Genomic DNA, 25,289 nt, shown 5'->3' with positions numbered 1-25,289 from the left:
TCAGTTGGCCGGTTTCGCACGTGGGCGGCGGACGATGGCCGGACTGCGCGGGAGTGTGAAGAAGACCGTGGTGCCGGCTCCCGGCGCTGATTCCACCCACACCGTTCCGCCATGGCGTTCGATGATGCGGCGTACGCTGGCCAACCCGATTCCCGAGCCCTCGAAGCCGCTCCGTGCATGCAGTTGCTGGAAGGGCTCGAAGAGTTTGCCGGCATGCGCCATGTCGAAACCGATTCCGTTGTCGGTCACATAGAAGAGCTGTTCTTCCCCGTGTGGGCGTCCGCCCACCTGGATGATCGCCGGGCGGCTGTCGCGGGAGAACTTCCAGGCGTTGCCGAGCAGGTTCTGCAGTGCGTTGCGAATCAGGGTCGGGTCGGCGTCGATGACCAGCTCGTCTTCCACGTGGCTCTGTACCAGCCGTTGCGGGGCGGTGGTCGCCAGCTCGTCGAGAATGTCGCGTGAAATGGCGCTCACATCGGTCGGGACAATCTTGAGGGCTTGTCTCGATACGCTGGCGAGTTGCAGGAGCGCGTCGATGAGTTCCCCCATCCGCAGGCTCGCCCGGCCGAGGCGGGCGATATAGTCGCGCCCCGTTGCATCGAGGCGTTCTCCGTAGTCCTCGGCAAGGGCGTGGGCAAAACCATTGATGGCCCGCAGCGGTGCCCGCAGGTCATGGGAGATCGAATAGCTGAAGCTCAGCAGTTCCCGGTTGGATTGTTCCAGTTCCTCGGTGCGTTGTCGGACCCGTTCTTCCAGTGAGGCGTTGAGTTCGGCGAGGGCTTCGCGTTCGGCATCGCGCAGGTTGGCAACCCGGTGCAGACTGAAGGCAAGGGAGCCGAGGAGGGCCAGCATCAGGCTGGCTGCTGCCACGACGTAGCGTCGGTGCACATAGAAGTCGGACAGGGCATCCTCCACCGGTCGGCTGGCCCCGATGATCAGCGGACGGTCGGCCAGACGGCGGTAGGCGCGGATGCGTTCGGCTGGATCGCTGTCGCTCGTGCCGGTTTGCACCAGGCTGCGGGTGTTGGGCGTTGCGTCAAGCGCCGATGGCCATGTGACGGCCGAGCCGATCAGCGCGTCATTCTGGGGGTGGTGGATCAGTACGACGTGCCGGGTAGCGTGGATCACCAGGATCGTATCCTGGTCGGAAAGCCCCAGTTCCCGATATACGGTCCCAAAATAGGTGTGGCTGATGGCCGCACCGGCTGTGCCCAGGTACTTGCCGGCAGGGTCGAAGATCTGGCGGGTCAGCGGTGTGCTGACCGCGCTGCCGACATGATGATGTCCTGGGCTGCCGATGTCGAAACCGTCCTTCAGGACCGGGGGCATCGTCACCTTATCGGCGCCGGCCTCATCCTGGCCGGCGAGTTCCCGCCCTTTTGCATCAACGGCGAGGCGGCCGTCCTCCCTCTCAATGAACAGGGTCTCGGCCTCCGGCAGATTGGGGATGCGTTGCTGCAGCAAGGTCTGCAGTTCTCCTGGGCCGAAGGCATCTATGCCTCCTCGCAGGGCAACCAGTCCGGCGACTTCGTTGACGGCGCCTTCTGCCTCGCCGAAGGAGCGTGCGATGTGCTCTTCCAGGACACGGGTCAGGTTCAGCAACTCCGACTCCGAGCGCCTCAGAGCCTGCTCGCGGTCATAACGGATCAGTGAAGTGGTGACGCCGACGATAAGGGCGGCAAGCAGCGCGAAGGCGACCCAGATGGCCAGACGAAGCCAGCGCAGTGAGCGTGCCACGACGGGAGCGTCGGCCTCAGTAGCCGAAGGCTGCGACGACGGAAGCGCGGAGGCGGGGAGTCGGGAATGTTCCATCGGACAGGGGGCTTGAAAGTCGGCGGGGCAGACCCATATGGGGATCGTTAACGGTTCTTATGGAGCAAGCTTTATGACTGTCGATACGTCCGCGCAAACCTTGAACTTCCAGGCCGAGGTCAAGCAACTGCTGCACCTCATGATCCATTCGCTGTATTCGAACAGGGAGATCTTCCTGCGGGAGCTGGTTTCGAATGCCTCCGACGCCTGTGACAAGCTGCGTTTCGAAGCCCTGGAGAACGGTGGGCTGTTCGAGAACGACGCCGAGTTGAAGATCCGCGTGGGCTACGACAAGGCGGCCCGCACGCTGACCATCGCCGACAACGGCATCGGCATGAGCCGCGACGAAGTGGTGACCAACCTGGGCACCATCGCCAAGTCCGGCACCAAGGAATTCTTCGGCAAGCTGACCGGCGACCAGAAGAAGGACGCCCACCTGATCGGCCAGTTCGGCGTCGGTTTCTACTCTGCCTTCATCGTGGCTGACAAGGTCACCGTGCGTACCCGTCGCGCCGGCCTGGGTGCTGATGCCGCGGTGCAATGGACCTGTTCGATGACCGGCGACACCGCCGGCGAATACACCATCGAAGCCGTCGAGAAGGCCGACCGCGGCACCGAGATCACCCTGCACCTGCGCGATGACCAGGACGACCTGCTGTCCAGCTGGAAGCTGCGTTCGATCATCCAGAAGTACTCCGACCACATCCTGCAGCCCATCGTGATGAAGAAGGAGCAGTGGGACGAGGAGAAGAAGGAACAGGTCCTCACCGACGAAGACGAGACCGTCAATAAGGCCAACGCCCTGTGGGCGCGCGCCAAGTCGGACATTACCGACGAGGAATACACCGAGTTCTACAAGCACGTCGGCCACGACTACGAAGAACCGCTGGCGTGGACCCACGCCAAGGTCGAAGGCCGCCACGAGTACACCCAGCTGCTCTACGTGCCCGGCCACGCGCCCTTCGACATGTGGGACCGCCAGGCCCGCCACGGCGTCAAGCTCTACGTTCGCCGCGTCTTCATCATGGACGACGCCGAGAAGCTGATGCCCATGTATCTGCGCTTCGTGCGCGGGGTGGTGGATTCCAACGACCTGCCACTCAACGTGTCCCGCGAGATTCTGCAGGAATCCAAGGACATCGACACTCTGCGTGCCGGTTGTACCAAGAAGGTGCTGAGCCTGCTCGAAGACCTCGCCGAGAACCAGAAGGACAAGTACGTCACCTTCTGGAAGGAGTTCGGTCAGGTGCTGAAGGAAGGCGTCGGCGAGGATCACGCCAACAAGGAGAAGATCGCCGGCCTGCTGCGCTTTGCTTCCACGAACGCCGATACCGCCGAGGAAATCGTGTCGCTGGCCGACTACATCGGCCGCATGAAGGAAGGCCAGGACAAGATCTATTACGTCACCGCCGACAGCTTCAACGCCGCCAAGAACAGCCCGCACCTGGAGATCTTCCGCAAGAAGGGCATCGAGGTGCTGCTGCTTTCCAACCGTGTCGATGAGTGGGTGGTCGGCAACCTGACCGAGTTCGACGGCAAGCAACTGGCCTCCGTCGCCAAGGGCGGCCTCGATCTGGGCAAGCTGGAAGACGAAGCCGAGAAGGCTGCCGTCGAGAAGGAAACCGGCGAGCTGAAGGATCTGCTCGACAAGATGAAGAGCAGCCTCGGCGACAAGGTGAAGGAAGTCCGCGTCACCCACCGTCTGACCGACTCTCCCGCCTGCCTGGTGGCCGACGAGCACGACATGGGGATGAACCTGGCCCGCCTGATGAAGGCGGCCGGCCAGAACATGCCGATCTCCAAGCCGATCCTCGAGATCAACCCGGCCCACCCGGTGGTGCTGCGCCTCAAGTACGAGGACAAGCAGTTTGAGGACTGGGCGGCGGTACTGTTCGACCAGGCCCTGCTCGCCGAAGGCGGCACGCTGGATGATCCGGCGAGCTTCGTGAAGCGCATCAACCAGCTGATGCTGGCAATGAACGCTGCGTGATTGCTGTGGGGGCGAATTCATTCGCCCGCGGAGGTTGCCGCACGCGTGATGGGCGAGTGAATTCGCCCCCACAACAGAGCCCTCGGTAGCTTCATCGGTAATGCAGTAATGAAAATGGCGAGCCCCGCGGCCCGCCATTTTTCTGCCTGGAGCCCGTGAAAGACTCAGCGCACCAGCAGCAGCGAGGTCTTCGCCAGCCGGGTCAGGTTTTCGGCGACGCTGCCGACCAGCAGACGGTCCATGCCGTGGCGGCCATGGGTGCCGGCGACGATCAGGTCGGCGTTCCAGTTCTGCGCGGCATCGACGATCTGCTCGGCGGTTCGCTTGTTTTCCGATTCGATCAGTAGGCGCTCGGCTGCGACGCCGGCGGCTGTGGCCTTGGCGACCGCTTCGTCGAGCACCGGGCCGGCGACTTGGCGCATCTCGTCCTTGATCTTGTCGGCGTCGATGAAGGTGCCGATGCCCATTGCGTGCTGAACCAGCGGCGCCTCGTCGAGGGCGTGGGCGATGCACAGCGTGGCGTTGGCCAGCCTGGCCAGCTGAAGGGCTTCGTCGAAGGCCTTGCGGGCGGTGTCGCTGCTGTCGATGGCAACCAGAATGCGCTTGTACATGTGGGCTCTCCCGATTACTTGATGACCATGGCGCTGAACGGCCAGACATAGGCCTGCAGCGTCACGAAGATGCCCACCAGGCAGGCCAGGGCGATGGAGTGGAAGAACACGTAGCGCAGGATGTCACCCTCGTGGTTGAACCATCGCGTGGCGGTGGAGGCGACCACGATGGACTGGGCATCCACCATCTTGCCCATCACGCCGCCGGAGCTGTTGGCGGCGCCCATCAGGTTGGGGCTGAGGCCGAGCTGTTCTGCCGCAACCTTCTGCATGCCGCCGAAGAGCACGTTTGACGCCGTGTCGGAGCCGGTCAGGGCGACGCCGAGCCATCCCATCAGGGTGCCGAAGAAGGGGTACAGCACACCCGTGGAGGCGAAGGCCAGGCCCAGGGTGGTATCGAGGCCGGAGTAGCGGGTCAGGGTGCCGAGGGCCAGCATCAGCACGATGGTGATCAGCGAGTAGCGGACCAGCCAGATCGTCTTGCCGTAGGTACGCAACAAGGCCAGCGGGTTGTACTTCATCGCCAGGCCGCCGACGATGGCGGCCACGAAGATGCCGGTGCCCGTGGCGGACAGCAGGCCGAAGACGTATTCGGCGCTTTCCTTGGTCGGCGTGGCGACGACCGGCGGCACCTTCTCGATCAGCTTGTGCAGTCCTTCGATCGGGAACTTCGGCGCATAAATGCCGTTGAAGTAGGCCTTCACCGCGGGCAGGCCCCAGATGAAGACGAACACCGTCAGGATGAACCACGGCATCCAGGCACGCACTACGTCGCCGGTGGGGTGCCGGGCGATGGCTGTGGCGGGAGCTGCCTTGCCGCCATCCTCCTCATGGCCGCGCAGGGACGTGGAGCGCCAGATTTCGGCGGGCTGCCAGACCTTCATGAACAGCACCAGACAGATCATCGCGCACATGGCAGCGATCACGTCCACCAGCTCGGGGCCGAAGAAGTTGGAGACGATGAACTGCGGGATCGCAAAGGTGACGCCGGCGACCAGGATGGCCGGCCAGATCTGCAGCATGCCCTTGCGCCCGGCGAAGGCCCAGATCAGCCAGAAGGGCACCAGCACCGAGAAGAACGGCAGCTGGCGGCCGACCATCGCCGACACGGCCATCACGTCGTAGCCATGCACCTTGGCCAGTGTGATGATCGGCGTGCCGAGGGCGCCGTAGGCCACCGGGGCGGTGTTGGCGATCAGGGACAGGCCGGATGCGGCCAGCGGCGAGAAGCCGAGGCCGATCAGGATCGCCGCAGTCACCGCCACCGGGGTGCCGAAGCCGGCCGCACCTTCGAAGAAGGCGCCGAAGGCGAAGGCGATCAGCAGTAGTTGCAGGCGCCGGTCTTCAGTAATGCCGGCGATGGAGTCTTGCAGGATCTTGAACGATCCGTTCTGCTCGGTGAGCTGATGCAGGAAGATGATGTTGAGCACGATCCAGCCAATCGGTAGCAGGCCGGTAAGGCCACCCATGAAGGCTGCCTTGCCGGCCATTTCGGCGGGCATGCCATAAGCAAAAATAGCGATCAGCAGCGCGCTGGCCAGGCCGGCCGCCGCTGCAATGTGGGCCTTCAGGTGCAGGAAGCCGAGGCCGATCAGCATGACCGCCACGGGGATTGCAGCGACCAGCGTACTCAACAGCATGCTGCCGAGCGGGTCGTAGGTCTGTTGCCATACCATCGTCTTGTCTCCTCTTTTATTGGTTTGGTGCTGAGGTGTGGTGCTGCGTTTGCGGCTTGTCAGGCCGCGGCTACGCCAGCGCGGGCCACCTGGGAATCCTGGTCGGGCTTGACCCCGGACACCCCGACGGCACCGACGACGTGGCCATCGACGATGATGGGTACGCCGCCTTCCAGCATGGCATTCAGGCCGGGCGCGGAAAGAAAGGCATTGCGTCCGGCGTTGATCATCTCCTCATACAGGCGGGACTCCCGACGGCCGAGGGCGGCAGTCCGGGCTTTCTCGGTAGCGATGTAGGCGCCGATCGCCGCGCAGCCGTCCAGGCGTTCGAAGGCCAGCGGGTGACCGCCGTCATCGACCACCGCCACGCTGACCGCCCAGTTGTTGTGCTGGGCTTCGGTGCGGGCGGCGTCGAGGATGCGGATGGCGTCTTCACGGGTAAGGAAGGATTTGGTTTGCATGGTGCTTGTTCCTGTTGTGGTCTCTGTCTGGGTTGGGATTGGTCTTATTGGGAGGGCAGGGTGTCCTCGACGATCTCGATCCAGTGGCGGACCTCGGTGCGTCCGGCGCCGTCCAGATGCATCTGGCAGCCGATGTTGGCGGTGGCGATCAGCTGGGGCTTGCCGCTTTCCAGTGCGTCCATCTTGCGGTCGCGCAGTTGGCGGGACAGCTCGGGCTGGGTGATCGAATAGGTGCCGGCGGAGCCGCAGCACAGGTGGCCGTCGGGCACCGCGGTGAGCGCGAAGCCGACGCGCCGCAGCACGCCTTCCACGGCGCCGCCCAGCTTCTGGGCGTGCTGCAGCGTGCACGGGCAATGGAAGGCGAGCCGCTTGTCGGCCTGTACGCCGAGCTTTTCCAGCGGTTCGCGGGCGAGTACCTCGACGAGGTCCTTGGCCAGAGCGCTCACGCGTGCGGCTTTGTCCCGGTAGGCCGGGTCGTCACGCAGCAGGAAACCGTACTCCTTGACGAAGGCGCCGCAGCCGCTGGCGGTCTGCACGATGGCTTCGGCACCGTCTTCGATGGCCGGCCACCAGGCGTCGATGTTGCGGCGGGCCCGGTCGAGGCCGGCTTCCTGGGCGTTGAGGTGGTAATCCACGGCGCCGCAGCAGCCTGCTGCCGGCGCGGGCTGGACGGAGATCCCCAGGCGGTCGAGGATGCGCGCCGCGGCGGCGTTGGTGTTGGGCGATACGCCTGGCTGCACGCAGCCTTCCAGCATCAGCACGACGCGGCTCTGGCGCGCGGTGGGGCGGGGTTTGGGGGCGTACTGGTGGCGCGGCAGCTTGTCGGCCACCGAGGCGGGCAGGAAGGCGCGCAGCGTAGATGCAACGCCGAGGGCGGCCTTGACGCGCTCGGGGTTGGGAACGATCGCGCGCAGCGCCAGGTTGCGCAGGCGCTCGCCGGTGCTGCGCGGCACCAGTTCCTCGACGGCTGCGCGGCCGATGTCCAGCAGCTTGTGGTACTGCACGCCGGACGGGCAGGTGGTCTCGCAGTTGCGGCAGGTGAGGCAGCGGTCCAGGTGGGTGCGAGTGCTCTCGCTGACCTCGCCGGTTTCGAACATCTGCTTCATCAGGTAGATGCGGCCGCGGGGCCCGTCCAGCTCGTTGCCGAGAAGCTGGTAGGTGGGGCAGGTGGCATTGCAGAAGCCGCAGTGCACGCAGCTCCGCAGCACGCTCTCGGCCACGTCTGCGCCGTGGCGATGACGGGCCGCTTCGCTCAGGTTGGTTTGCATGGCGTATCTGATCCGGAAATGGGGAAGGCGTGGTGGTGCTTACAGCCCGGCGTACATACGGCCGGGGTTGAAGATGCCTTGTGGATCGAGCTGGGCCTTGAGCTGGCGGTGGTAGCGCATCAGCGTGTCGGGCAGCGGCGGCAGGGGGCCGTCGGTGACGCCGGGGGTGTAGCAGTCGGCGTGGCCGCCGGCCTGGGCGGCCAGCGTGCGCAGCTGGGTGGCGTCGGCGGTGGTCTTCAGCCACACCTGGGCGCCGCCCCAGTCGATCAGCGCGTCGCCGGGCAGATCGGCCGGCGTGCGGTTGTTGCCCACCGCCAGGCGCCACAGGGAGCGCGGGTCCTTGAAGAAACCGAGCTGGTGGTTGCGCAGGCCGTCCCAGAAATCCGCCGATACTTCCTCACCGCCGAGCAGCGCGCGGGCGGCCTTCACGGAACTCTCGCCACCCTCCAGGCGCAGCAGCGTGGTGCCCCCGTCCTGGCAGGCGCCGCTGATCGGCAGGGACTGCTGGCCCCATTCGGCGAACTTGCGCAGGGCCCGCGGGCGATCCATCTCGAGGCGCAGGGTCAGGCTGGCGCGGGGCTTGGGCAGGACCTTGAAGGAGACTTCGGTGATCAGGCCCAGGCAGCCGAGGGTGCCGGTCATCAGACGGGAGACGTCGTAGCCGGCCACGTTCTTGATGACCTCGCCGCCAAAGCGCAGGTGCTTGCCGTGGCCGGTGATGATGCGGCAGCCGAGCACGAAGTCACGCACGGAGCCGACCCACGGGCGGCGCGGGCCGGACAGGCCGGCCGCGACCATGCCGCCGACGGTGGCGCTGCCGCTGAAGTCGGGTGCTTCGCAGGGCAGCATCTGGCCACCGGCGTCGAGAGCCGCATTCAGTTCGGCCAGCGGCGTGCCGGCACGGGCGGTGATGACCAGTTCGGCCGGATCGTAGCTGACGATGCCCCGGTGGCCGCGGACGTCCAGCGGCGTGCCGTTCACCTCGCGGCCGTAGAAGGCCTTGCTGCCACCCGCGGTAATGGAGAGCGGCGTGCCGGCTGCCAGGGCTGCCTGAATCTGGGCCAGCAGGGCTTCGGCCTGGTCGGCGTCGTGGGTGTGCTCGCTCATCAGAAACGCTCCAGTTCGGGGAAGGGCAGGTGGCCGTGGTGGATGTGCATCGCACCGAACTCGGCGCAGCGGTGCAGGGTCGGGATGTTCTTGCCGGGGTTGAGGAGGCCGGCCGGGTCGAAGGCGGCCTTTACGGCGTGGAAGAAGGTCAGCTCGTCGCTGTTGAACTGCACGCACATCTGGTTGATCTTCTCGCGGCCGACGCCGTGTTCGCCGGTGATGGTGCCGCCCACCGCGACGCACAGTTCGAGGATCTTGCCGCCGAGGGCTTCGGCCCGCTCGAATTCGCCGGGTTGGTTGGCATCGAAGAGGATCAGCGGGTGCATGTTGCCGTCGCCGGCGTGGAACACGTTGGCGACCCGCAGGCCGTACTCGACGGACAGCTCGGCGGTGCCCTTCAGCACGGCCGGCAACTGCTTGCGCGGGATGGTGCCGTCCATGCAGTAGTAGTCCGGAGACATGCGGCCAACGGCCGGGAAGGCGTTCTTGCGCCCGGCCCAGAACCTGATGCGCTCGGCTTCGTCCCGTGCCAGCTGCACGTCGGTGGCGCCGGCGGTGGTGAGCACCGTGCGCACGCGCTCGATGTCGTCCTGGACGTCGGCCTCGACGCCGTCGAGCTCGCACAGAAGGATGGCCTCGGCATCCACCGGGTAGCCGGCATGGATGAAGTCCTCGGCGGCCCGGATGGCCAGCTTGTCCATCATTTCGAGGCCGCCGGGGATGATGCCGGCGGAGATGATGTCGGCCACCGCCTTGCCGGCCTTTTCGACGGAATCGAAGCTGGCCATCAGCACGCGGGCCACCTGGGGCTTGGGCAGCAGCTTGACGGTGACTTCGGTGACCACACCGAGCAGGCCTTCCGAACCGGTGAACAGGGCCAGCAGGTCGAAGCCGGCGGCGTCAAGTGCATCGCTGCCGAGAGTGACGCGCTCGCCTTCGATGGTCAGGGCTTCGACCTTCAGCAGGTTGTGCACGGTCAGGCCGTACTTCAGGCAGTGCACGCCGCCAGCGTTTTCGGCCACGTTGCCGCCGATGGAACAGGCGATCTGCGACGACGGGTCCGGCGCGTAGTAGAGGCCGAAGGGCTCGGCAGCCTGGGAAATGGCCAGGTTGCGTACGCCGGGCTGGACGCGGGCGAAGCGGCCTTCCGGATTCACTTCGAGGATGCGGTTGAAGCGCGCCATCACCAGCAGTACGCCCTGTTCCAGGGGCAGCGCGCCGCCGGATAGGCCGGTGCCGGCGCCGCGGGCAACCACGGGCACGTGCATGCGGTGGCACAGCTTGAGCAGGGTTTCCACCTGATCGAGGCGCTCGGGCAGCACGACCAGCAGCGGCGTGGTGCGATAAGCCGCCAGGCCGTCGCACTCAAAGGGCTTGAGATCTTCGTGGGTGTGCAGGATTTCCAGATCGGGCATCGCAGCGCGCATGGCGGCCATCAGCTCGGCGCGGTCCACATGGTGGAGTTTGCCGTCGATCTTTTCGTCGTAGAGGATGTTCATGGCAGCAGGCCCTGGAGGTTCCGGTTCGGTTTTGCGTGTGCGGCGGGGATCGGGTGACCCGACCGAGCGCACTGGATGGGCGATACTAAGTTTCGAAGACACTGAAAAAAAAGCACTTTTCAAGTGGTCATACCAGTTTTTTCGAATACATGTTTTCCCTTATTGAAAGATAAATCCTTTGAATTCAATGTGATTGGATCGTCAGGGGAGAGATGCTGCGGTGCCCGAATCAACTGGTAGGACCACTTTGAAAGACCTCGCCAGTGCCCCGTTCGTGGCCACCGAGCGCAAGCAGGTGGCCGATGTGGTCGCCGAGCGGATCGAGCGGCTGATCATCGACGGCATCCTGAAGGTGGGGGAGGTGTTGCCGTCCGAGCGGCGTTTGTGCGAGAAGCTGGGGACGTCGCGGACGGCCCTGCGGGAGGGGCTGCGCGTGCTGCGTGGACTGGGCATCATCGATACGCAGCACGGACGCGGATCCTACGTGGCACGTCTGTCCGTCGACCGGGACATGACGCCGCTGATGCACTTGTTCAATTCCCAGCCGCGCACCTTGTACGATCTGCTGGAAGTGCGGGCGATCCTGGAGAGCGAGGCGGCCCGGCTGGCTGCCCAGCGGGGGACGCCAGTGGATTTCCTGTTGATCCGGCGGCGCTACGAGGAGCTACAAAGCCTGCAGGAGCAAGGGGAAGGGGTGACGCTGGAAGAGCATGCTCGCGCCGATCATGCTTTCCACCGGGCGATCAACGATGCGTCGCACAACCCGGTGCTGGTGCATACGCTGCAATCCCTGTCGGACCTGATGCTCAGCAGCGTGCTGGCGTCGGTGAGCAATCTCTACCATCGCCCGGCGCACAAACGCGTGCTGGACCGCCACCACGAGCGGATCTACCGTGCCGTGATGGACAGGGATTCGGAAAAGGCCGGCCGCGTGGCCTGCGAGCACATCAACAGCCTGCGCGACACCTTTCTGGAGATCGAGCAGGAGGAGCAGCGCCTCGTGCGAGCGCCGATGCGGCTGGGAGTGGATCGTTAGAGCCGGGATCTGTTCGCGTCCGGTGGGCGTCGGGGACTGGCTTCAGCGGGTTGCGGGGGCGAGCAGTTCGCACAGCATCTGGACGTGGGCGGCGCGTGCTTCACGTCGCTGCAGCGGCATCACGGCGGCAGAGGACAGCTGCTGGAACAACTGGTGCACGACCGGCGACAGGATCAGCCAGGGGTGGTGGACCACCATGCTGTCCCGGCACAGGCCGCGCTCGACGCAGCGACGCAACAGGGCTCCGAGCTGTACGTGCAGGTTGTCCACGGTGCTCTGCCGCCAAAGGCTCACGATGTCGGGAAGGCGGTGGCCTTCGGTCAGTAGAAGACGGGTGGTGGCGCGCCGGGTGGTGTCGTCCAGGTGGGTATGCAGTTGATCCACCAGCTGTTCGAGCATCGTGCGGATGTCGGTGGCAGATTCCAGTAGTGCTTCGATATCCAGCGTCGGCAGCGTGAGGGAGCGTCGTAAGAGCGCTTCGAAAACCGCGTCCTTACCGGAGAAGTGGGCGTAGAAGCCGCCTTTCGAGAGCCCCGCCCGATTTGCGATGTCGTCCACGCGCGTGGCGCTATAGCCATGGGTCGAGAATTCGGCCAGGGCTGCGTCAAGTATCAGGGGAATGCGGGTATCGGGGGTGAGACGCTTGCGGGGACGTAGAGCGCTGGAGTCGATGCCGGGAGTGGTGCGGGTGGGCATGTCGCTGGGCCCGGGTAAATTTTGATGGGCCCATAAAGATAACCGATATACCCCACATCTGCCACCGGCTTTATCGCGTCAGGCTAAAAACTTTTGGTCGGTAATTGGTGGGGCGTGCCCACCATAGGCTGGCACATCCGCCCGGATGCACCAGGCCATCGTGAGGGAAATCTCAGGCCGCGATCTGCAGTGGCGTGTAGGCGTAATCGACAACGCTGCCACAGGTGGACGCGCAGGCCTGCTCGACAGCCCCATCGAGACACTGCTTGGCGCACTTGGCGCACCGTCCGCATTCTTCCGTTACGCCGAGCTGTTCCCGCAGATCGCGCAAACGCCGCGCACCGGCCTGGACGGCGGATTCGATGTGCTTTTCAGTCACTGCACGACAGATGCAAACGTACATTGTCTTGTTTCCTTCACACCCGGGATTGAGGTGGGTTGCTCAGACGATGGGATAGAGGCGCAATACAAGGCTCGCTGCCGTGATACAGCCGGCGATGCCAAGGCACAACAGGGCTGCGAGGCCGGCGGGAGACAGCGGGCGCTCGCCGCTGGGTTCGGTCCAGTGGCCGGGAAGGCCGTCGCGATGGCGGAGTCGGGCGGATGTCGTCATTTTGTCAGTATCAGTTTGCCTGCACGTGTTGCACGAAGCGCATAAATCATGCCTTCATGCTCGATGAACACGCAGCTGCGCTCGTTGAAGAGATCCTTGCTCCGGATCGGCGACTCGAACTGGCCGGCGTCGGCATTGATTGCTGCGTCGGAGGACGGGAGCTGGGCCGGAGCGTTAAGGTTTTCCACTTGGACATGAATGCTAATGAGAACGGTTCCTATTAAATAGCTGAGAACTGTTTTCGTCAACAGGCTTGTGAAGAAAATTTTTGCGGTGCTGTTCTTTTCAACGTGTGATCGGTAAGCGCGCTGCACTCCCCATGCGCGAAAGCCATATGGCCGGCGGAAGGCCGCTGCCGCGAGGTAGAATCCAGCCCCTTCTGCAGTCTTACTATTTGCACCATGCCGCTGATCACCCTCGATGATGCCTGCCTCGCCTTCGGCCACGTCGCCTTGCTCGACAAGGCTAGTTTCCAGCTCGACCCCGGTGAGAGGGTTGCGCTGATCGGTCGCAACGGCAGCGGCAAGTCGAGCCTGCTGAAGGCGCTGGCCGGTCAGGCGATGCTGGACGACGGGCGCCTGTGGCGGCAGCCTGGGGCGCGGGTGGCCTATGTGCCCCAGGAGGCGGACTTCCCGCTGGAGCGCACGGTGTTTGAAACTGTTGCCGATGGTCTCGGCGACGTGGCCCGCCTGTTGGTGGACTACCACGAGGCCATGCTGGCGGTGGCCGACGATGCCAGCGCGGCGAATCTGGCGCGGCTGGAAGAACTCCAGCACCGCGTCGAGGATGCCCAGGCCTGGCGTCTCGAACAGCGCGTCGAGCAGGTGCTGGCCCAGCTCAAGTTGTCGGGCGAGGCGGTTGTCGGCAGCCTGTCCGGCGGTGGCATCAAGCGGGTGGCGCTGGCCCGCGCGCTGGTCGGCGAACCCGAAATACTGTTGCTCGACGAACCGACCAACCACCTGGACATCGACGGCATCCTGTGGCTCGAGGGGCTGATCCGCGATTTTCCTGGCGCAGTGGTGGTGATCACCCACGACCGGGTCTTCCTCGATCATGTGGCAACCCGCATCGTCGAGCTCGACCGCGGCGCGCTGAGCAGCTTCCCGGGCCGCTTCAGCGACTACCAGCTGCGCAAGGCGGAGCAGCTCGATGCCGAGGAAAAGGCCAATGCGCGCTTCGACAAGCTGCTGGCGCAGGAGGAGGTGTGGATCCGGAAAGGCGTCGAGGCACGGCGGACCCGTAATGAGGGCCGCGTGCGCCGGCTGGAAGCCTTGCGCAAGGAGCGCAGCGCGCGTCGGGACCGTTTCGGCAACGTCAAGCTGGCGCTGGACCGGGGCGAGGGCAGCGGCCAGCTGGTGGCCGAGCTGACCCATGTGAACAAGCGCTTCGGTGAGCGCCAGATTGTCCGCGATTTCTCGACGCGCATCCTGCGCGGCGACCGCATCGGCCTGATCGGCCCCAATGGCGCCGGCAAGACCACGTTGCTTAAACTGATCCTCGGCGAGCTCGAAGCCGACGAGGGCACGATCAAGCGCGGCACGCGCCAGACGGTGGCCTACTTCGACCAGTTGCGCGCCCAACTGGACCCCGAGGCGCCGCTGACGGAAGTCATCAGCCCGGGCTCCGACTACGTGGAAATCGCCGGCCACCGGACCCACGTCATCGGTTACCTGGAGGACTTCCTGTTCTCGCCGCAACGGGCCCGTTCGCCGGTCAAGTCCCTGTCCGGGGGCGAACGCAACCGCCTGCTGCTGGCCCGCCTGTTCGCCCGTCCGGCCAATGTGCTGGTGCTCGACGAGCCGACCAACGACCTCGACATCGAGACTCTCGACCTGCTGGAGGACCTGCTCGCCCAGTACGACGGCACGGTGTTCCTGGTCAGCCACGACCGGGCCTTCCTCGACAATGTGGTGACCCAGGTGATTGCCGCGGAAGGCAACGGCAACTGGAAGGAATACGCCGGCGGTTACGAAGACTGGTTGCGCGTGCGTCCCGCCCCAGAGGTCACCAAGCCGGCATCGGCGCCGAAGCCGGTTCCGCCGAAAAAGGAAGAGCCCACGCCGCAGGCGGCGAAGCCGGTCAAGCTGAGCTGGAAGGAGCAACGGGAGCTGGAAGCTCTGCCGGACCGGATCGCGGCGCTGGAAGAGGAGCAGGGGAGCATCCAGGCCCGCCTCAACGATCCGGCCACTTACCGGGACGCACCGCAGGACGTACCAACCCTCAATACGCGCTTGCAGGCATTGGAAGGTGAGATCGAGGCCGCCATGCTGCGCTGGGAGGAACTAGAGTCCCGCGGCACAGGCAAGTGAGCATTTTCAGAGGGGCGGCGGCATCGCCCCCAAAGGATCTCCGCCTGCGCCGAGCAGCGTTTCGACGGCTTCGTGGGGCACGGACAGTCGGCTGAGCAGCGTCTCCCGGTTGATGTGCAGCAACTCGGTGATTGCGCTGAGGTCGTCGGGAATCGCCGGATCGTCCCAGCCGAGCGCCGTGTGGCGGGCCAGGCTGTTGGCCAGTTGAACGGTGCGCACCCGTGGGTTTTCGATCTGCCGTTCGTCCAGCATGGACACCAGCAGCTCGGGCAGGCGCCAGTGGTGCACCAGGGCCAGCTGCAGCTCCCGCGCCGAGAAGTTGAAGATCGACTTCTGGGCGGAGGCCGAGCGCAGGGTCCGGTCGATGTGCTGCATCTCGTAGACCTGGTAGGTCAGATTGGGCGCAAAACACCAGCACAGGATTTCCGTCACTTCGGACAGCAGGGCCGCGACGGTGATCTCGTCCACGTCCAGGTCGTGGCGTACGATGGCCCAGTCGCGGGCGTAGCGTGCTGCACGGCGGGCACGGCTGATGACTTTCAGCAGGCCGACCAGGGCCTTCGGGTAGGCGGCGATCTGCCCCTCGATGGTCGGCAGATCGGAAAATGCCTTCAGGAAGGGCGAGATGCCCATCATCATGACCGCCCGTTCGATGGTCGTGATGTCGTGGTTCTGACGGGCGCGCCGGTTTTCCTCGAGATGAATCAGTACCCGCAGGGTCATCATCGGATCGCCCAGCACCAGCGCGGCCACGGTGCGGCCATTGATGTGCTCCTCCCGCTCACGCATCGCCTGCAGCTCCTTCACCGTATGCTTGAGGACGGGCAGAGGCTGCTGGCTGAAGAACGCGATGTAGGAATCCAGGGTCTCGAAGGGGACGTTGATCAGGGCCATGTTGTTATTCCTGCGGGCGATGAATCCATTTACGGCATTTTGCCTGTGGTATTGAGGCGTGGCGCGGCTTGGCGTCAGGTCGGCAGGGCTATAATCGACCGATAACCAACAGGAGGTGCCATTCCGGCGCCCGGCAACGAGGAGAAGCGTATGACCACCCCCCTTTCCCCCTTCAAGGCCTATGTGATCCGCCAGGACGAGAACCGCAAGGTTTCCGCCGCGATGGAGACCCTTGCCGCCGATGTGCTCGATGCCGGCGAGGTCCTTATCAAGGTGGCTTATTCCAGCGTGAACTACAAGGACGCGCTGGCCGCGACGGGGGCCGGCAAGATCATCCGCCGCTTCCCCTGCGTCGGCGGTATCGACCTGTCGGGTACGGTGGTGGAAAGCAGCGATCCGCGCTTCAAGGCGGGTGACGAGGTCATCGCGACCAGTTTCGACATCGGCGTGGCCCATCACGGCGGTTACGCCGAGTACGCGCGAGTGCCGGCCGGCTGGGTGGTGCCGCTCCCCGCGGGGCTGAGCCTCTTCGAGGCCATGGCCCTTGGCACCGCCGGCTTCACGGCGGCGCTGGGTGTGGTCCGGATGGAGGACAACGGCCTGCGTCCCGACAACGGTCCGGTGATCGTCACCGGCGCCAGCGGTGGCGTCGGCGGCCTGGCCATCGATATGCTGGCCGGGCTCGGCTACCACGTGGTCGCCCTGACCGGCAAGGCGCATGAAGAGGCATACCTCAAGGATCTCGGTGCCGCCGAGATCCGCCTGCGCGACACCATCGATCCGGCCAAGACGCGCCCCCTCGATGCCGGCTTGTGGGCCGGTGCGGTGGACAACGTGGGCGGTGACATCCTCAGCTGGGTGCTGTCCACGATGAAACAGGCCGGCACGGTGGCGAGCATCGGCAACGCGCAGAGCATCACCCTCAACACCACGGTGTTCCCGTTCATCCTGCGCGGAGTCAGCCTGCTTGGTGTGGACTCGGGCTACATCGGTTTCCCGACCCGTGCCACGGTCTGGCAGCGTCTGGCGTCCGACCTCAAGCCGCGCCATCTTCACGAGATGACCCGGACCGTGCCGTTTGCCGAACTGCCCGGCGTGTTCGACGACTTCATCGCCGGCCGGGTCAAGGGGCGTACGGTGATTGCCGTAAACCCCTGAAGATTCATTTATCCAGCGAGTCCCAGCATGAGCGACGACAGCGAGCAGACCCTGCCACGGGTCTTGATCATCGACGATTCCCGGATGGTGCGGGCTTCCATCATCCGGCACATACGGGACCGCTTCGAGGTGCGCGAGGAAGCAGACGGGGAGGCCGGCTGGCAGACCCTGATGGTCGATCCGACCATTCAGGCCGTCATTACCGACATCGGCATGCCCAACCTGGACGGCTACGGCCTGCTGGAACGCATCCGCGGCTCGCGCATCTCGCGCATCAATACCTTGCCGGTGGTGGTGATCTCCGGCGACGACGAACCCGACGTGCGGGTCCGTGCCAAAAGTGCCGGCGCCACCGATTTCATCTCGAAGAGCATCGGCAACGTGGAGCTGCTGGCCCGTCTGGAGGCGTTGACCCAGCTCGCCCGCACCCAACGGGATCTGGAGGAGAGCCGGGCGGCGCTGGCCAGTGCGAGCCCGGTGGACCCCACCTCCGGCCTCGCCACGCCGTCCTACCTCCATTACCACGCGGCGCAGGAGCTTTCGCTGGCCCAGCGCCGCCACGCCGACGTGTCGGTGATGGTCATCGAGATCGACCATTTCGATGCGCTGGTGGCACGCTATGGCGCCCACGTGGCGCAGCTGGTCAACCGCAAGCTGTCGAAGATCCTCGCCACCAAGCTGCGCCAGGAAGACACCGTCGCCGAACTGGCGCCGGCGCGCTTCGCGGTGGTGTCGCCGAGCACCAACATGGATGGGGCCTGCGCCTTCGCGATGCGCCTTCGCGCGGCCTTCGACCACATCGTGATGACCTACCGGGAGGAGCGCATCCGCATCCAGATCACCATCGGTCTGGCCGCGACCACGCCCGGCAAGGTGCAGACGGTCAGCCACCTGATTGGCGTGGCGATGGAGCGCATCGCCAGCGGGCGCGCCGCCGGTGGCAACCGGGTGATCGGCGCCGACGGAGAGGTGACTGCGGACATGATCGAGCCGCCGGCCCGTGCGCCGGTCAGCATCGACCAGATCCTGGCGCGCCTGCGCACCACTGGATTGGACGCCAATCTGCGCAAACAACTTCCAGATGCCATCCGGACGCTCTTACCGCTGCTGGAATTGATAGAATCCGAGATTCCTTCCGGTCTGCCGCTGGCAGCCCTCGCCCGCGCCGCAGAAACCGGAGTGAATATGCTTCAGAAAAACGACTAAGGGACAGACGCTGCAACAGGCGGACGTACTGCTCCCACCAATCTGAAAGTGGTTTGGACTATTCAAGAATAGGGAGAGGATCCGATGGCTACATACCAAGAGTTTCACAAGCGCTCGATCGAAGACCGCAACGGCTTCTGGGGCGAACAGGCCGAGCTGGTGCACTGGAACAAGCAGCCCAGCCAGATCTACGATTTTTCCAACCCGCCGTTCGTCAAGTGGTTCGTCGGCGGTGAAACCAACCTGTGCTACAACGCAGTAGATCGTCACGCCGAGACCCATCCGGATCGCAAGGCGCTGGTCTTCATCTCCACCGAGACCGACCAGGAAAAGGTTTACACCTTCTCCGAGCTGCGCACCGAAGTCATGCGCATGGCGGCGATCTACCAGAGCCTCGGCGTCAAGAAGGGCGACCGCGTCCTGATCTACATGCCGATGATTGCTGAAGCCTGCTTCGCGATGCTGGCGTGTGCGCGTATCGGCGCGATCCACTCGGTGGTGTTCGGCGGTTTCGCCTCCCACTCCCTGGCCACCCGTATCGACGATGCCAAGCCGACCGTCATCGTGTCCGCCGACGCCGGCATGCGCGGCGGCCGCCCGGTCCCCTACAAGCACCTGCTCGACGAAGCCATCAGCCTGGCCGAGCACAAGCCCGCCAGCGTCCTGATGGTCAACCGTGGCCTCGACAAGGACATGGCCATCGTCGAAGGCCGTGATGTCGATTACGCCACCCTGCGCGAGCAGCACCTCAATGCCGAGGTGCCGGTGACCTGGCTCGAATCCTCCGAGCCCAGCTACATCCTGTACACCTCCGGCACCACCGGCAAGCCGAAGGGCGTGCAGCGCGACACCGGCGGTTACGCCGTGGCGCTGGCCGCGTCCATGAAGCACATCTACTGCGGCAACGCGGGCGAGACCTTCTTCTCCACCTCCGACATCGGCTGGGTGGTTGGTCACAGCTACATCATCTACGGCCCGCTGATCGCCGGCATGGCCACCGTGATGTACGAAGGCACGCCGCTGCGCCCCGACGCCAGCATCTGGTGGAAGATCTGCCAGGACCACGAAGTCACCGTGATGTTCAGCGCGCCGACCGCGATCCGCGTGCTGAAGAAGCAGGACCCGGCCTTCCTCAAGAAGTACGACCTCTCCAAGCTGCGCACCCTGTACTGTGCCGGCGAGCCGATGGACGAAACTTCCCACCAGTGGATGATGGACGAGCTGGGCATCCAGGTCATCGACCACTACTGGCAGACCGAAACCGGCTGGGCGATGCTGTCGCTGATGCCCGGCGTCGAGCACCACGAAGTGCAGCTCGGCTCCCCTGGCTTCCCGGTGTACGGTTACGACGTACGCCTGTTCCGCGACGACGGTTCCGAGTGCGGCCCCAACGAGAAGGGCATCGTCGGCGTCGTGCCGCCGCTGCCGCCCGGCTGCCTGTCCACCGTGTGGGGCGACGACAAGCGTTTTGTGTCCACCTACTTCACGCTGTTCCAGGAACCGCTGGTCTATTCCAGCTTCGACTGGGGCATCAAGGACGACGCCGGTTACTACAAGATCCTCGGCCGTACCGATGACGTGATCAACGTCGCCGGCCACCGCCTGGGCACCCGCGAGATCGAGGAAGCGGTGCAGTCCCATCCCGCCATCGCCGAAGTGGCGGTGGTCGGCGTGGCCGACCAGCTGAAGGGCCAGATGCCGATGGCCTTTGCCGTGGTCAAGGACCCGACCACCATCGACACCCCGGAGAAGGTCGCCGAGCTCGAGAAGGCCGTGATGAAGATCGTCGACGGCAGCCTCGGCGCCATCGCCCGTCCGGCCCGCGTGCACTTCATCTCCGGTCTGCCCAAGACCCGTTCCGGCAAGATGCTGCGCCGTTCCATCCAGGCGCTGGCGGAAGGCCGCGATCCGGGCGATCTGACCACCATCGAGGATCCGTCCACGCTGGAGCAGATCAAGACGGCGCTGGGCGCGAAGTAAGCCTGGATCACGTCTGATCCATCAGAGCCGACCGGCCCTCAGCCGGTCGGCTTTTTTCATGCTCGGGTGCCCCATGCGTTTTCCGTTCATCCTGATGTTCGCCGTCGTCCCACAGCTGGCCATCGCGGCACCGCGCATCGTCTGCCATGCCGAGTACGACGGCACGCCGCAGAACGTTTCATTCGAGGCTGCGAGCACGCCCTACACTGTGGCGCCGCGTCCGATCTACGACGACTTCCAGTTGCGGGTGCTCCTGCGCGACAAACCCGCCGACCTGGCCGGCGTGCGCATTCAGGTGTTCTGGAACCGCAAGGACGAGCCGGTGATGATCCAGGAAGCCCGCTATCCGTGGCCGCCGCGGCCGGTTGGGCGTCGCTACGGTTTCACCGGGCTGCAGCGGATCTACGAACCCTATCGCGATGGGGAACTGAGCTACTGGTGCGAAGTGATGAAGGAGGGCGCCCGATGAAAAAGTGGCTCGCATCCGCCGCCATGCTGGCGGGCCTGTGCGGTGTGGCGCAGGGCGTACAGGCGGAAGAACTGCGCATTCTTTTTGCCGGCGACATCATGCTCGCCGACGGCCCCGGCAAGGCCATCGCCGCGGGGCGCGATCCGCTCGCCGCGGTGGCGCCGCTGCTGGCCGGCGCGGACTACCGCATTGGCAACCTGGAGTGCGCGGTGGCAAAGAGTGGCACGCCGATCGCCAACAAACCCTACGTGTTCCGCGCCGAGCCGGACGTCGTGAAGGTGCTGAAGGGGCGCTTCGACGCCGTGGCGGTGGCCAACAACCACGCCGGCGATTTCGGCAAGGCGGCCTTCGTCGAGACGATGGAGCACGTCGCGGCGGCGGGCATCGGCGTGGTCGGCGGTGGCCGCAATCTCGCCGAGGCCCACAGGCCGCTGTGGATCAAGGCCAAGGGCCTGCGCATCGCGATCCTCGCCTACAACGAATTCAAGCCGCGCTCCTTCGAGGCCGGCGCCACCACGCCCGGCATCGCATGGAGCGAGGACAGCGAGGTGATCTCGGACATCCGCGCCGCGAAGCGGGCCGGTGCCGATCTGGTGATCCCCTTCATGCACTGGGGCTGGGAATACGAGCCGGTGCCCGGAGCGCGGCAACGCCTGCTTGCGCGCCGGATGATCGACGCCGGCGCATCTGCGGTCGTCGGCGGCCATCCGCATGTCACGCAGGGCGCCGAGATCTACAAGGGGCGGCCGATCATCTACAGCCTCGGCAACTTTGTCTTCGACGGCTTCGATTTCCCGGAAGCCCAGACCGGCTGGTTGCTGCAGTTCAGCGTGGACCGCCGTGGCGTGCGGCGCTGGCATACCGTGGAGGCGCACATGGACGGCGAAGGCCTGCCCACGCTGGCGCCCGATGCGCTGACGCCCTGCGGTGCGCGGGGCGACCGGCACGTGCGCCAGTGCCGCGGCGGCGCAGAGCTGGCGGGAAAACTCTAAACGAGGCCGTCGAACAGCTGGACGTGGACCGCGTCGCCCGCCGCGACGTCGCCCTGGTTCTCGTCCAGCACGATGAAGCAGTTGGCCTCCGACATGGAGCGCAGGATGCCCGAGCCCTGCTTGCCGGCTGGGCGGACCTTCCACTCGCCGGCTTCCTCGAACAAGCGGCCGCGCAGGAATTCCCGGCGGTTCGCCAGCTTGCGGATCGCCTCGCTGCAGATCACCCGGGTCAGCGGGCGTTCGGGCAGCGGGTCGAGGCCGGCGATCTTCAGCAGCGCATCGACGACGAACTGGTAGTAGGTGACCAGCACCGCCACCGGGTTGCCCGGCAGGCCGAACATCCAGGTCTCGCCGATGCGCCCGAAGGCCATCGGGCGGCCGGGCTTGATGTCGATCTTCCAGAAGCTCACCTCGCCAAGGCGCTGCATCAGCGCGCGGATGAAGTCCGCCTCGCCGACCGACACGCCGCCAGTGGTGAGCACCACGTCGGCACAGGCAGCCGCGTTGCGGAAGGCGGTTTCGAGGGTCTCCGGCTGGTCTGGGACGACGCCCATGTCCACGATGTCGCAGCCCAGCTTGGCGAGGGCGCCATACAGCGTGTAGCGGTTGGAGTCATAGACTTCGCCTGGCGCCAGCGGCCGGCCGATGCTGGCCAGCTCGTCGCCGGTGGAGAAGAAGGCCACCCGCAGGCGCCGATGGACGCTGACCTCGGCCAGCCCGAGGGACGCCACCAGCCCCAGCTCGGCTGGGCCGACGAGCTTGCCGCGGGGGAGGGCGACGGCACCCACGGCCAGATCCTCGCCGGCGCGCCGCACGTTCTGGCCGCGACGGATGCCGGGCGGCACGACGATCGCTGTTCCGTCCCTGCGCGCCACTTCCTGCACGACGATGGTGTCGGCGCCGGCGGGCATCACCCCGCCGGTCATGATGCGCACCGCCTGGCCGGGGCCGACCAGGCCGGAAAAGCCACGCCCGGCGAGCGCAGTGCCGACCACCTGCAGCGTCACGTCGCCATCGGCCTGCAGATCGTCGGCGCGTACCGCGTAGCCGTCCATCGCCGAATTGTCGTGGGCCGGCACATTGCACGGCGCCACCACGTCCTCGGCAAGGATGCGCCCGAGGGCGGCGCGGATCGCCACGCGCTCCCAGCCGGCCAGCGGCTGGACGCGACCGAGGATGATCCGCCGCGCCTCCGCGGCGCTGATCGACTTGCGGCCGTCGGCGCCGCTACAGCCTGCATCCATGTCCATCGTGTGTCTCTCGCTTGGGGGCGGAGCGGAATTAATAGCACATCGGGTGGCCAGTCTGGCGCTCTCCGACACTGGCATTTGAGTTGGCTGCGAGCTCTCTAGATTCGCCGGGCTTTCATCCTCCTCCAAGTGCCTTGAATGCAGCGACTGCTGCGCGTGCAGATTCTGTTTGCGCCTGTACTCGCGCATCGGAGGCTCGAAGCAGGACTTCGTCGGCCTGCAAGACTTCAATCAGGCTGACCACCCCTTTCTTATAGGCTGCAAAGGAGGCCGCGCGTGCGCGGGCAAGTGAGTCCACACCTTTGGCAAGTGCTGTCGCCTGATCTTCCCGCTTAACCAAAGCTGAAAAGGCGTTTTCTACGTCCTCAGCGGCATGCAGCACGGCCAGACGATACGCAGCCAACATCTCGGCTTCCTGCCCCTTGGCCTGCTCGATCTGCGCATTGATGCGGCCGAAATCGAACAGACGCCAGCGCAGACCGAGCACACCAGCGGCTTGACTGGCGCCGCTCGTGAACAGATTGCTGCTGGACATCGACGTTGCACTGCCAACCAGTCCGCTCAGGGAGACCTTGGGGTAGTACTCAGCGATGGCGATACCAATGCGGGCGTTCGTCGCGGCTAGGCGACGCTCCGCCACGATCAGATCAGGCCGCCGCTTGAGTAACTCGCTGGGCGATCCGGTGTCGGTGATTCTCGGTGCGACCGGGATGACGCCTGCTTCAGCCAGTTCTCCTCGATGCGTCCCAGGCGGTGAACCCAGCATGACATCGAGCGCATTCGTGGCCGCGTCCAGGCCCGTCTCAAGGGCAGGGACCGACGCCTGGACCTGGGCCAGCGCTCCTTCAGCCTGCCTGACTTGAAGTTCAGCTGCCAGGCCTTTCTCATAGAGGCGGTTGATCATCGAGAGCAGTTCCTGCTGTGTCTGAACTTGCTGTCGGGCAACCGCCAGGCGGGTCTGCAGGCCACGTATGCTGATGTAGATGTCAGCGGTTTGCGCTGCGACTGCCAAGCGCGTAGCAACGGCTCCAGCTTCGGATGCCTGGTACTCGGCGAGCGCAGCTTCCTGTCCGCGGCGTAGCCCTCCGAACACATCCAGTTCCCAGCTCGCACCAAGATTGGCTTCGTAAGCGGTGCCATAGCGGTCGAAACCAGGGGCCGAGTTCAAAACCCGTCCCAACGGCGTTTCGACGGATTGATAGGCTCTGGAAGCCTGACTGCTAACGGTGCCGGACGGTACTAACGCAGCGTTAGCGGCACCCAGCCCTGCGCGCGCTTGAGCGACCCGCGCCGCTGCCTGCGCCAGATCGAGGTTTTGCGCCAGCGCCAGCGTCACGAATCGGGTCAGTTGCGGATCGCCGAAGTCCGTCCACCAGGCGGCAAGGTCCGCATTGGCTGCTGCGTCTCTGTGTTCTACGGCGTGCTGTCCTTGGAAGCGCTCCAGCAAGGGCACACCAGGGCGAACGTAATCCGGGCCGACGGCACAGCCCGTCGATAAGCCGGCAACCAGGAGTGCTGCGAAGCTACGTTTCGGCAACATAGGGAATCATCCTCGAAAGATATTTGTGACTATGGTACGAAATAGTCACAAATTGTCCAATGGTTTCGACCGGGGTAAGCTTCAGGCTATGAAGAAAACAAGCTCATCCACTTATCCTGCTGCAACCCGGGGGCCAGCCGACCACGAGGTGCGAAACCAGATTGTTGCCGCGGCGACGGAGCATTTCAGCCGCTATGGTTACGAGAAAACGACGGTCTCGGACCTCGCCAAGGCTATCGGTTTCTCCAAGGCATACATCTACAAGTTCTTCGAATCCAAGCAAGCCATTGGCGAGATGATCTGCGCAAACTGTTTGTGTCAGATCGCGACTGAGGTCAGTGCAGCAATTGCCGAGGCAGATCAGCCACCTGAGAAGCTACGGCGGATGTTCAAAGCAATCGTCGAAGCCAGCCTTCGCCTGTTCTTCCAGGATCGCAAGCTCTACGAGATCGCTGCATCGGCCGCTACCGAGCGATGGCAGGCCACGCGCGCTTACGAGGAACGCATCCAGAAGTTGCTCCAGGATATTTTGCTGGCGGGCCGTCAGAACGGAGACTTCGAGCGCAAGACACCGTTGGACGAAACGACGATGGCGATTTACCTGGTCATGCGCCCCTACCTTAATCCGCTGCTCCTGCAATACAGCTTCAATTACACCGACCAAGCACCAGGCCAGTTGTCCAGTCTGGTGCTGCGCAGTCTGTCACCATGAACGCATGCTA

At 64.9% G+C, this 25,289-nt stretch carries 23 protein-coding genes; 9 read left to right on the top strand and 14 right to left on the bottom strand.

Annotation, left to right across the window (positions count from 1 at the left end; genetic code table 11):
• The gene (locus tag B4920_RS07130; RefSeq protein ID WP_161493256.1) at positions 1–1,737 is read right to left on the bottom strand and encodes an ATP-binding protein; all 1,737 of its coding nucleotides are present in this window, start codon (positions 1,735–1,737) and stop codon (positions 1–3) included.
• Between the two features lie 148 nt (positions 1,738–1,885).
• Here B4920_RS07130 and htpG point away from each other — a divergent pair, with 148 nt between their 5' ends.
• Entirely contained in the window at positions 1,886–3,802 is a 1,917-nt protein-coding gene (gene htpG, locus B4920_RS07125) for a molecular chaperone HtpG (protein ID WP_079433918.1), read from the top strand.
• Positions 3,803–3,966: 164 nt separating this feature from the next.
• Here htpG and B4920_RS07120 read toward each other — a convergent pair whose 3' ends face one another.
• Genes B4920_RS07120 through glcD form a run of 6 tightly spaced genes read right to left on the bottom strand, consistent with a single transcriptional unit; the run spans position 3,967 to position 10,424 of the window.
• Positions 3,967–4,413: a universal stress protein gene (locus B4920_RS07120; protein ID WP_079433917.1), complete on the bottom strand. Its 447-nt coding sequence runs from the start codon at positions 4,411–4,413 to the stop codon at positions 3,967–3,969.
• Between the two features lie 14 nt (positions 4,414–4,427).
• A complete protein-coding gene (locus B4920_RS07115; protein WP_079433916.1) occupies positions 4,428–6,089 on the bottom strand; it encodes an L-lactate permease in 1,662 nt (553 codons plus the stop codon).
• Between the two features lie 59 nt (positions 6,090–6,148).
• The gene (locus B4920_RS07110; RefSeq protein WP_079433915.1) at positions 6,149–6,550 is read right to left on the bottom strand and encodes a heme-binding protein; all 402 of its coding nucleotides are present in this window, start codon (positions 6,548–6,550) and stop codon (positions 6,149–6,151) included.
• A gap of 44 nt (positions 6,551–6,594) precedes the next feature.
• Positions 6,595–7,818 (bottom strand): glycolate oxidase subunit GlcF, encoded by a 1,224-nt coding sequence (gene glcF / locus B4920_RS07105; RefSeq protein WP_079433914.1) that lies wholly within the window; start codon positions 7,816–7,818, stop codon positions 6,595–6,597.
• 39 nt (positions 7,819–7,857) lie between these two features.
• A complete protein-coding gene (gene glcE, locus B4920_RS07100) occupies positions 7,858–8,925 on the bottom strand; it encodes a glycolate oxidase subunit GlcE (RefSeq protein ID WP_079433913.1) in 1,068 nt (355 codons plus the stop codon).
• Positions 8,925–10,424, bottom strand: coding sequence for a glycolate oxidase subunit GlcD (gene glcD / locus B4920_RS07095; protein WP_079433912.1), 1,500 nt, complete (start codon positions 10,422–10,424; stop codon positions 8,925–8,927). The genes glcE and glcD overlap by 1 nt, the downstream gene beginning before the upstream one ends.
• 247 nt (positions 10,425–10,671) lie before the next feature.
• Here glcD and glcC point away from each other — a divergent pair, with 247 nt between their 5' ends.
• Positions 10,672–11,460, top strand: coding sequence for a transcriptional regulator GlcC (gene glcC, locus B4920_RS07090; RefSeq protein ID WP_079433911.1), 789 nt, complete (start codon positions 10,672–10,674; stop codon positions 11,458–11,460).
• Between the two features lie 42 nt (positions 11,461–11,502).
• Here the strand turns inward: glcC and B4920_RS07085 are convergent, their stop codons facing one another.
• The 4 genes from B4920_RS07085 to hemP all read right to left on the bottom strand — a co-directional run bounded on the left by B4920_RS07085 (position 11,503) and on the right by hemP (position 13,215).
• On the bottom strand, positions 11,503–12,156 hold the full coding sequence (locus tag B4920_RS07085) for a TetR/AcrR family transcriptional regulator (RefSeq protein WP_079433910.1): 654 nt from the start codon (positions 12,154–12,156) through the stop codon (positions 11,503–11,505).
• A 172-nt stretch (positions 12,157–12,328) separates the two neighbouring features.
• Positions 12,329–12,559 (bottom strand): (2Fe-2S)-binding protein, encoded by a 231-nt coding sequence (locus B4920_RS07080; protein ID WP_079433909.1) that lies wholly within the window; start codon positions 12,557–12,559, stop codon positions 12,329–12,331.
• Positions 12,560–12,598: 39 nt separating this feature from the next.
• Positions 12,599–12,769 (bottom strand): hypothetical protein, encoded by a 171-nt coding sequence (locus B4920_RS29470; protein ID WP_161493255.1) that lies wholly within the window; start codon positions 12,767–12,769, stop codon positions 12,599–12,601.
• Positions 12,766–13,215 (bottom strand): hemin uptake protein HemP, encoded by a 450-nt coding sequence (hemP, locus tag B4920_RS30370; protein ID WP_254050860.1) that lies wholly within the window; start codon positions 13,213–13,215, stop codon positions 12,766–12,768. The genes B4920_RS29470 and hemP overlap by 4 nt, the downstream gene beginning before the upstream one ends.
• On the opposite strand from hemP, the gene B4920_RS07070 reads away from it, so the two are divergent.
• On the top strand, positions 13,171–15,078 hold the full coding sequence (locus B4920_RS07070; RefSeq protein WP_079433908.1) for an ATP-binding cassette domain-containing protein: 1,908 nt from the start codon (positions 13,171–13,173) through the stop codon (positions 15,076–15,078). The two genes, hemP and B4920_RS07070, sit on opposite strands and share 45 nt — an antisense overlap.
• 6 nt (positions 15,079–15,084) lie before the next feature.
• Here the strand turns inward: B4920_RS07070 and B4920_RS07065 are convergent, their stop codons facing one another.
• Complete coding sequence (locus B4920_RS07065) at positions 15,085–15,972, bottom strand: HDOD domain-containing protein (protein ID WP_079433907.1); 888 nt, start codon at positions 15,970–15,972, stop codon at positions 15,085–15,087.
• Between the two features lie 150 nt (positions 15,973–16,122).
• On the opposite strand from B4920_RS07065, the gene B4920_RS07060 reads away from it, so the two are divergent.
• From B4920_RS07060 to B4920_RS07040, 5 genes are all read left to right on the top strand, one after another.
• On the top strand, positions 16,123–17,130 hold the full coding sequence (locus B4920_RS07060; RefSeq protein WP_079433906.1) for an oxidoreductase: 1,008 nt from the start codon (positions 16,123–16,125) through the stop codon (positions 17,128–17,130).
• Between the two features lie 27 nt (positions 17,131–17,157).
• Positions 17,158–18,336: a response regulator gene (locus tag B4920_RS07055; RefSeq protein WP_079433905.1), complete on the top strand. Its 1,179-nt coding sequence runs from the start codon at positions 17,158–17,160 to the stop codon at positions 18,334–18,336.
• An 84-nt stretch (positions 18,337–18,420) separates the two neighbouring features.
• Positions 18,421–20,316 (top strand): propionate--CoA ligase, encoded by a 1,896-nt coding sequence (locus B4920_RS07050; RefSeq protein ID WP_079433904.1) that lies wholly within the window; start codon positions 18,421–18,423, stop codon positions 20,314–20,316.
• A 73-nt stretch (positions 20,317–20,389) separates the two neighbouring features.
• A complete protein-coding gene (locus B4920_RS07045) occupies positions 20,390–20,785 on the top strand; it encodes a hypothetical protein (RefSeq protein WP_079433903.1) in 396 nt (131 codons plus the stop codon).
• A complete protein-coding gene (locus tag B4920_RS07040) occupies positions 20,782–21,777 on the top strand; it encodes a CapA family protein (protein WP_079433902.1) in 996 nt (331 codons plus the stop codon). Before B4920_RS07045 ends, B4920_RS07040 begins: the two co-directional genes overlap by 4 nt.
• On the opposite strand, the gene glp is transcribed toward B4920_RS07040, so the two are convergent.
• Together glp and B4920_RS07030 are read right to left on the bottom strand one after the other, a co-directional pair.
• Positions 21,774–23,021, bottom strand: coding sequence for a gephyrin-like molybdotransferase Glp (gene glp, locus B4920_RS07035; protein WP_079433948.1), 1,248 nt, complete (start codon positions 23,019–23,021; stop codon positions 21,774–21,776). The genes B4920_RS07040 and glp overlap by 4 nt on opposite strands.
• A gap of 121 nt (positions 23,022–23,142) precedes the next feature.
• Positions 23,143–24,567, bottom strand: coding sequence for an efflux transporter outer membrane subunit (locus B4920_RS07030; protein WP_079433901.1), 1,425 nt, complete (start codon positions 24,565–24,567; stop codon positions 23,143–23,145).
• 52 nt (positions 24,568–24,619) lie between these two features.
• Between B4920_RS07030 and B4920_RS07025 the strand changes: the two genes are divergently transcribed.
• A complete protein-coding gene (locus B4920_RS07025; RefSeq protein WP_254050859.1) occupies positions 24,620–25,279 on the top strand; it encodes a TetR/AcrR family transcriptional regulator in 660 nt (219 codons plus the stop codon).
• The last annotated feature ends 10 nt before the right edge of the window (positions 25,280–25,289 follow it).

This window comes from Zoogloea sp. LCSB751 (genome assembly GCF_002028455.1).
Taxonomy (GTDB): domain Bacteria; phylum Pseudomonadota; class Gammaproteobacteria; order Burkholderiales; family Rhodocyclaceae; genus Zoogloea.
The sequence above is the reverse complement of the archived record's forward strand: the minus strand, read 5'-3'. Positions and strand labels throughout refer to the sequence as shown.

What these genes read in the sequence shown, in the direction of transcription:
- B4920_RS07120 (WP_079433917.1), bottom strand. Translation starts at nt 4,413, where the DNA reads ATGTACAAGCGCATTCTGGTTGCCATCGACAGCAGCGACACCGCCCGC.
- B4920_RS07065 (WP_079433907.1), bottom strand. Translation starts at nt 15,972, where the DNA reads ATGGCCCTGATCAACGTCCCCTTCGAGACCCTGGATTCCTACATCGCG.
- B4920_RS29470 (WP_161493255.1), bottom strand. Translation starts at nt 12,769, where the DNA reads ATGACGACATCCGCCCGACTCCGCCATCGCGACGGCCTTCCCGGCCAC.
- B4920_RS07030 (WP_079433901.1), bottom strand. Translation starts at nt 24,567, where the DNA reads ATGTTGCCGAAACGTAGCTTCGCAGCACTCCTGGTTGCCGGCTTATCG.
- B4920_RS07085 (WP_079433910.1), bottom strand. Translation starts at nt 12,156, where the DNA reads ATGCCCACCCGCACCACTCCCGGCATCGACTCCAGCGCTCTACGTCCC.
- glcF (WP_079433914.1), bottom strand. Translation starts at nt 7,818, where the DNA reads ATGCAAACCAACCTGAGCGAAGCGGCCCGTCATCGCCACGGCGCAGAC.
- B4920_RS07040 (WP_079433902.1), top strand. Translation starts at nt 20,782, where the DNA reads ATGAAAAAGTGGCTCGCATCCGCCGCCATGCTGGCGGGCCTGTGCGGT.
- B4920_RS07050 (WP_079433904.1), top strand. Translation starts at nt 18,421, where the DNA reads ATGGCTACATACCAAGAGTTTCACAAGCGCTCGATCGAAGACCGCAAC.
- htpG (WP_079433918.1), top strand. Translation starts at nt 1,886, where the DNA reads ATGACTGTCGATACGTCCGCGCAAACCTTGAACTTCCAGGCCGAGGTC.
- glcE (WP_079433913.1), bottom strand. Translation starts at nt 8,925, where the DNA reads ATGAGCGAGCACACCCACGACGCCGACCAGGCCGAAGCCCTGCTGGCC.
- B4920_RS07115 (WP_079433916.1), bottom strand. Translation starts at nt 6,089, where the DNA reads ATGGTATGGCAACAGACCTACGACCCGCTCGGCAGCATGCTGTTGAGT.
- B4920_RS07055 (WP_079433905.1), top strand. Translation starts at nt 17,158, where the DNA reads ATGAGCGACGACAGCGAGCAGACCCTGCCACGGGTCTTGATCATCGAC.
- glp (WP_079433948.1), bottom strand. Translation starts at nt 23,021, where the DNA reads ATGGATGCAGGCTGTAGCGGCGCCGACGGCCGCAAGTCGATCAGCGCC.
- B4920_RS07070 (WP_079433908.1), top strand. Translation starts at nt 13,171, where the DNA reads ATGCCGCTGATCACCCTCGATGATGCCTGCCTCGCCTTCGGCCACGTC.
- B4920_RS07110 (WP_079433915.1), bottom strand. Translation starts at nt 6,550, where the DNA reads ATGCAAACCAAATCCTTCCTTACCCGTGAAGACGCCATCCGCATCCTC.
- B4920_RS07080 (WP_079433909.1), bottom strand. Translation starts at nt 12,559, where the DNA reads ATGTACGTTTGCATCTGTCGTGCAGTGACTGAAAAGCACATCGAATCC.
- B4920_RS07045 (WP_079433903.1), top strand. Translation starts at nt 20,390, where the DNA reads ATGCGTTTTCCGTTCATCCTGATGTTCGCCGTCGTCCCACAGCTGGCC.
- B4920_RS07060 (WP_079433906.1), top strand. Translation starts at nt 16,123, where the DNA reads ATGACCACCCCCCTTTCCCCCTTCAAGGCCTATGTGATCCGCCAGGAC.
- glcD (WP_079433912.1), bottom strand. Translation starts at nt 10,424, where the DNA reads ATGAACATCCTCTACGACGAAAAGATCGACGGCAAACTCCACCATGTG.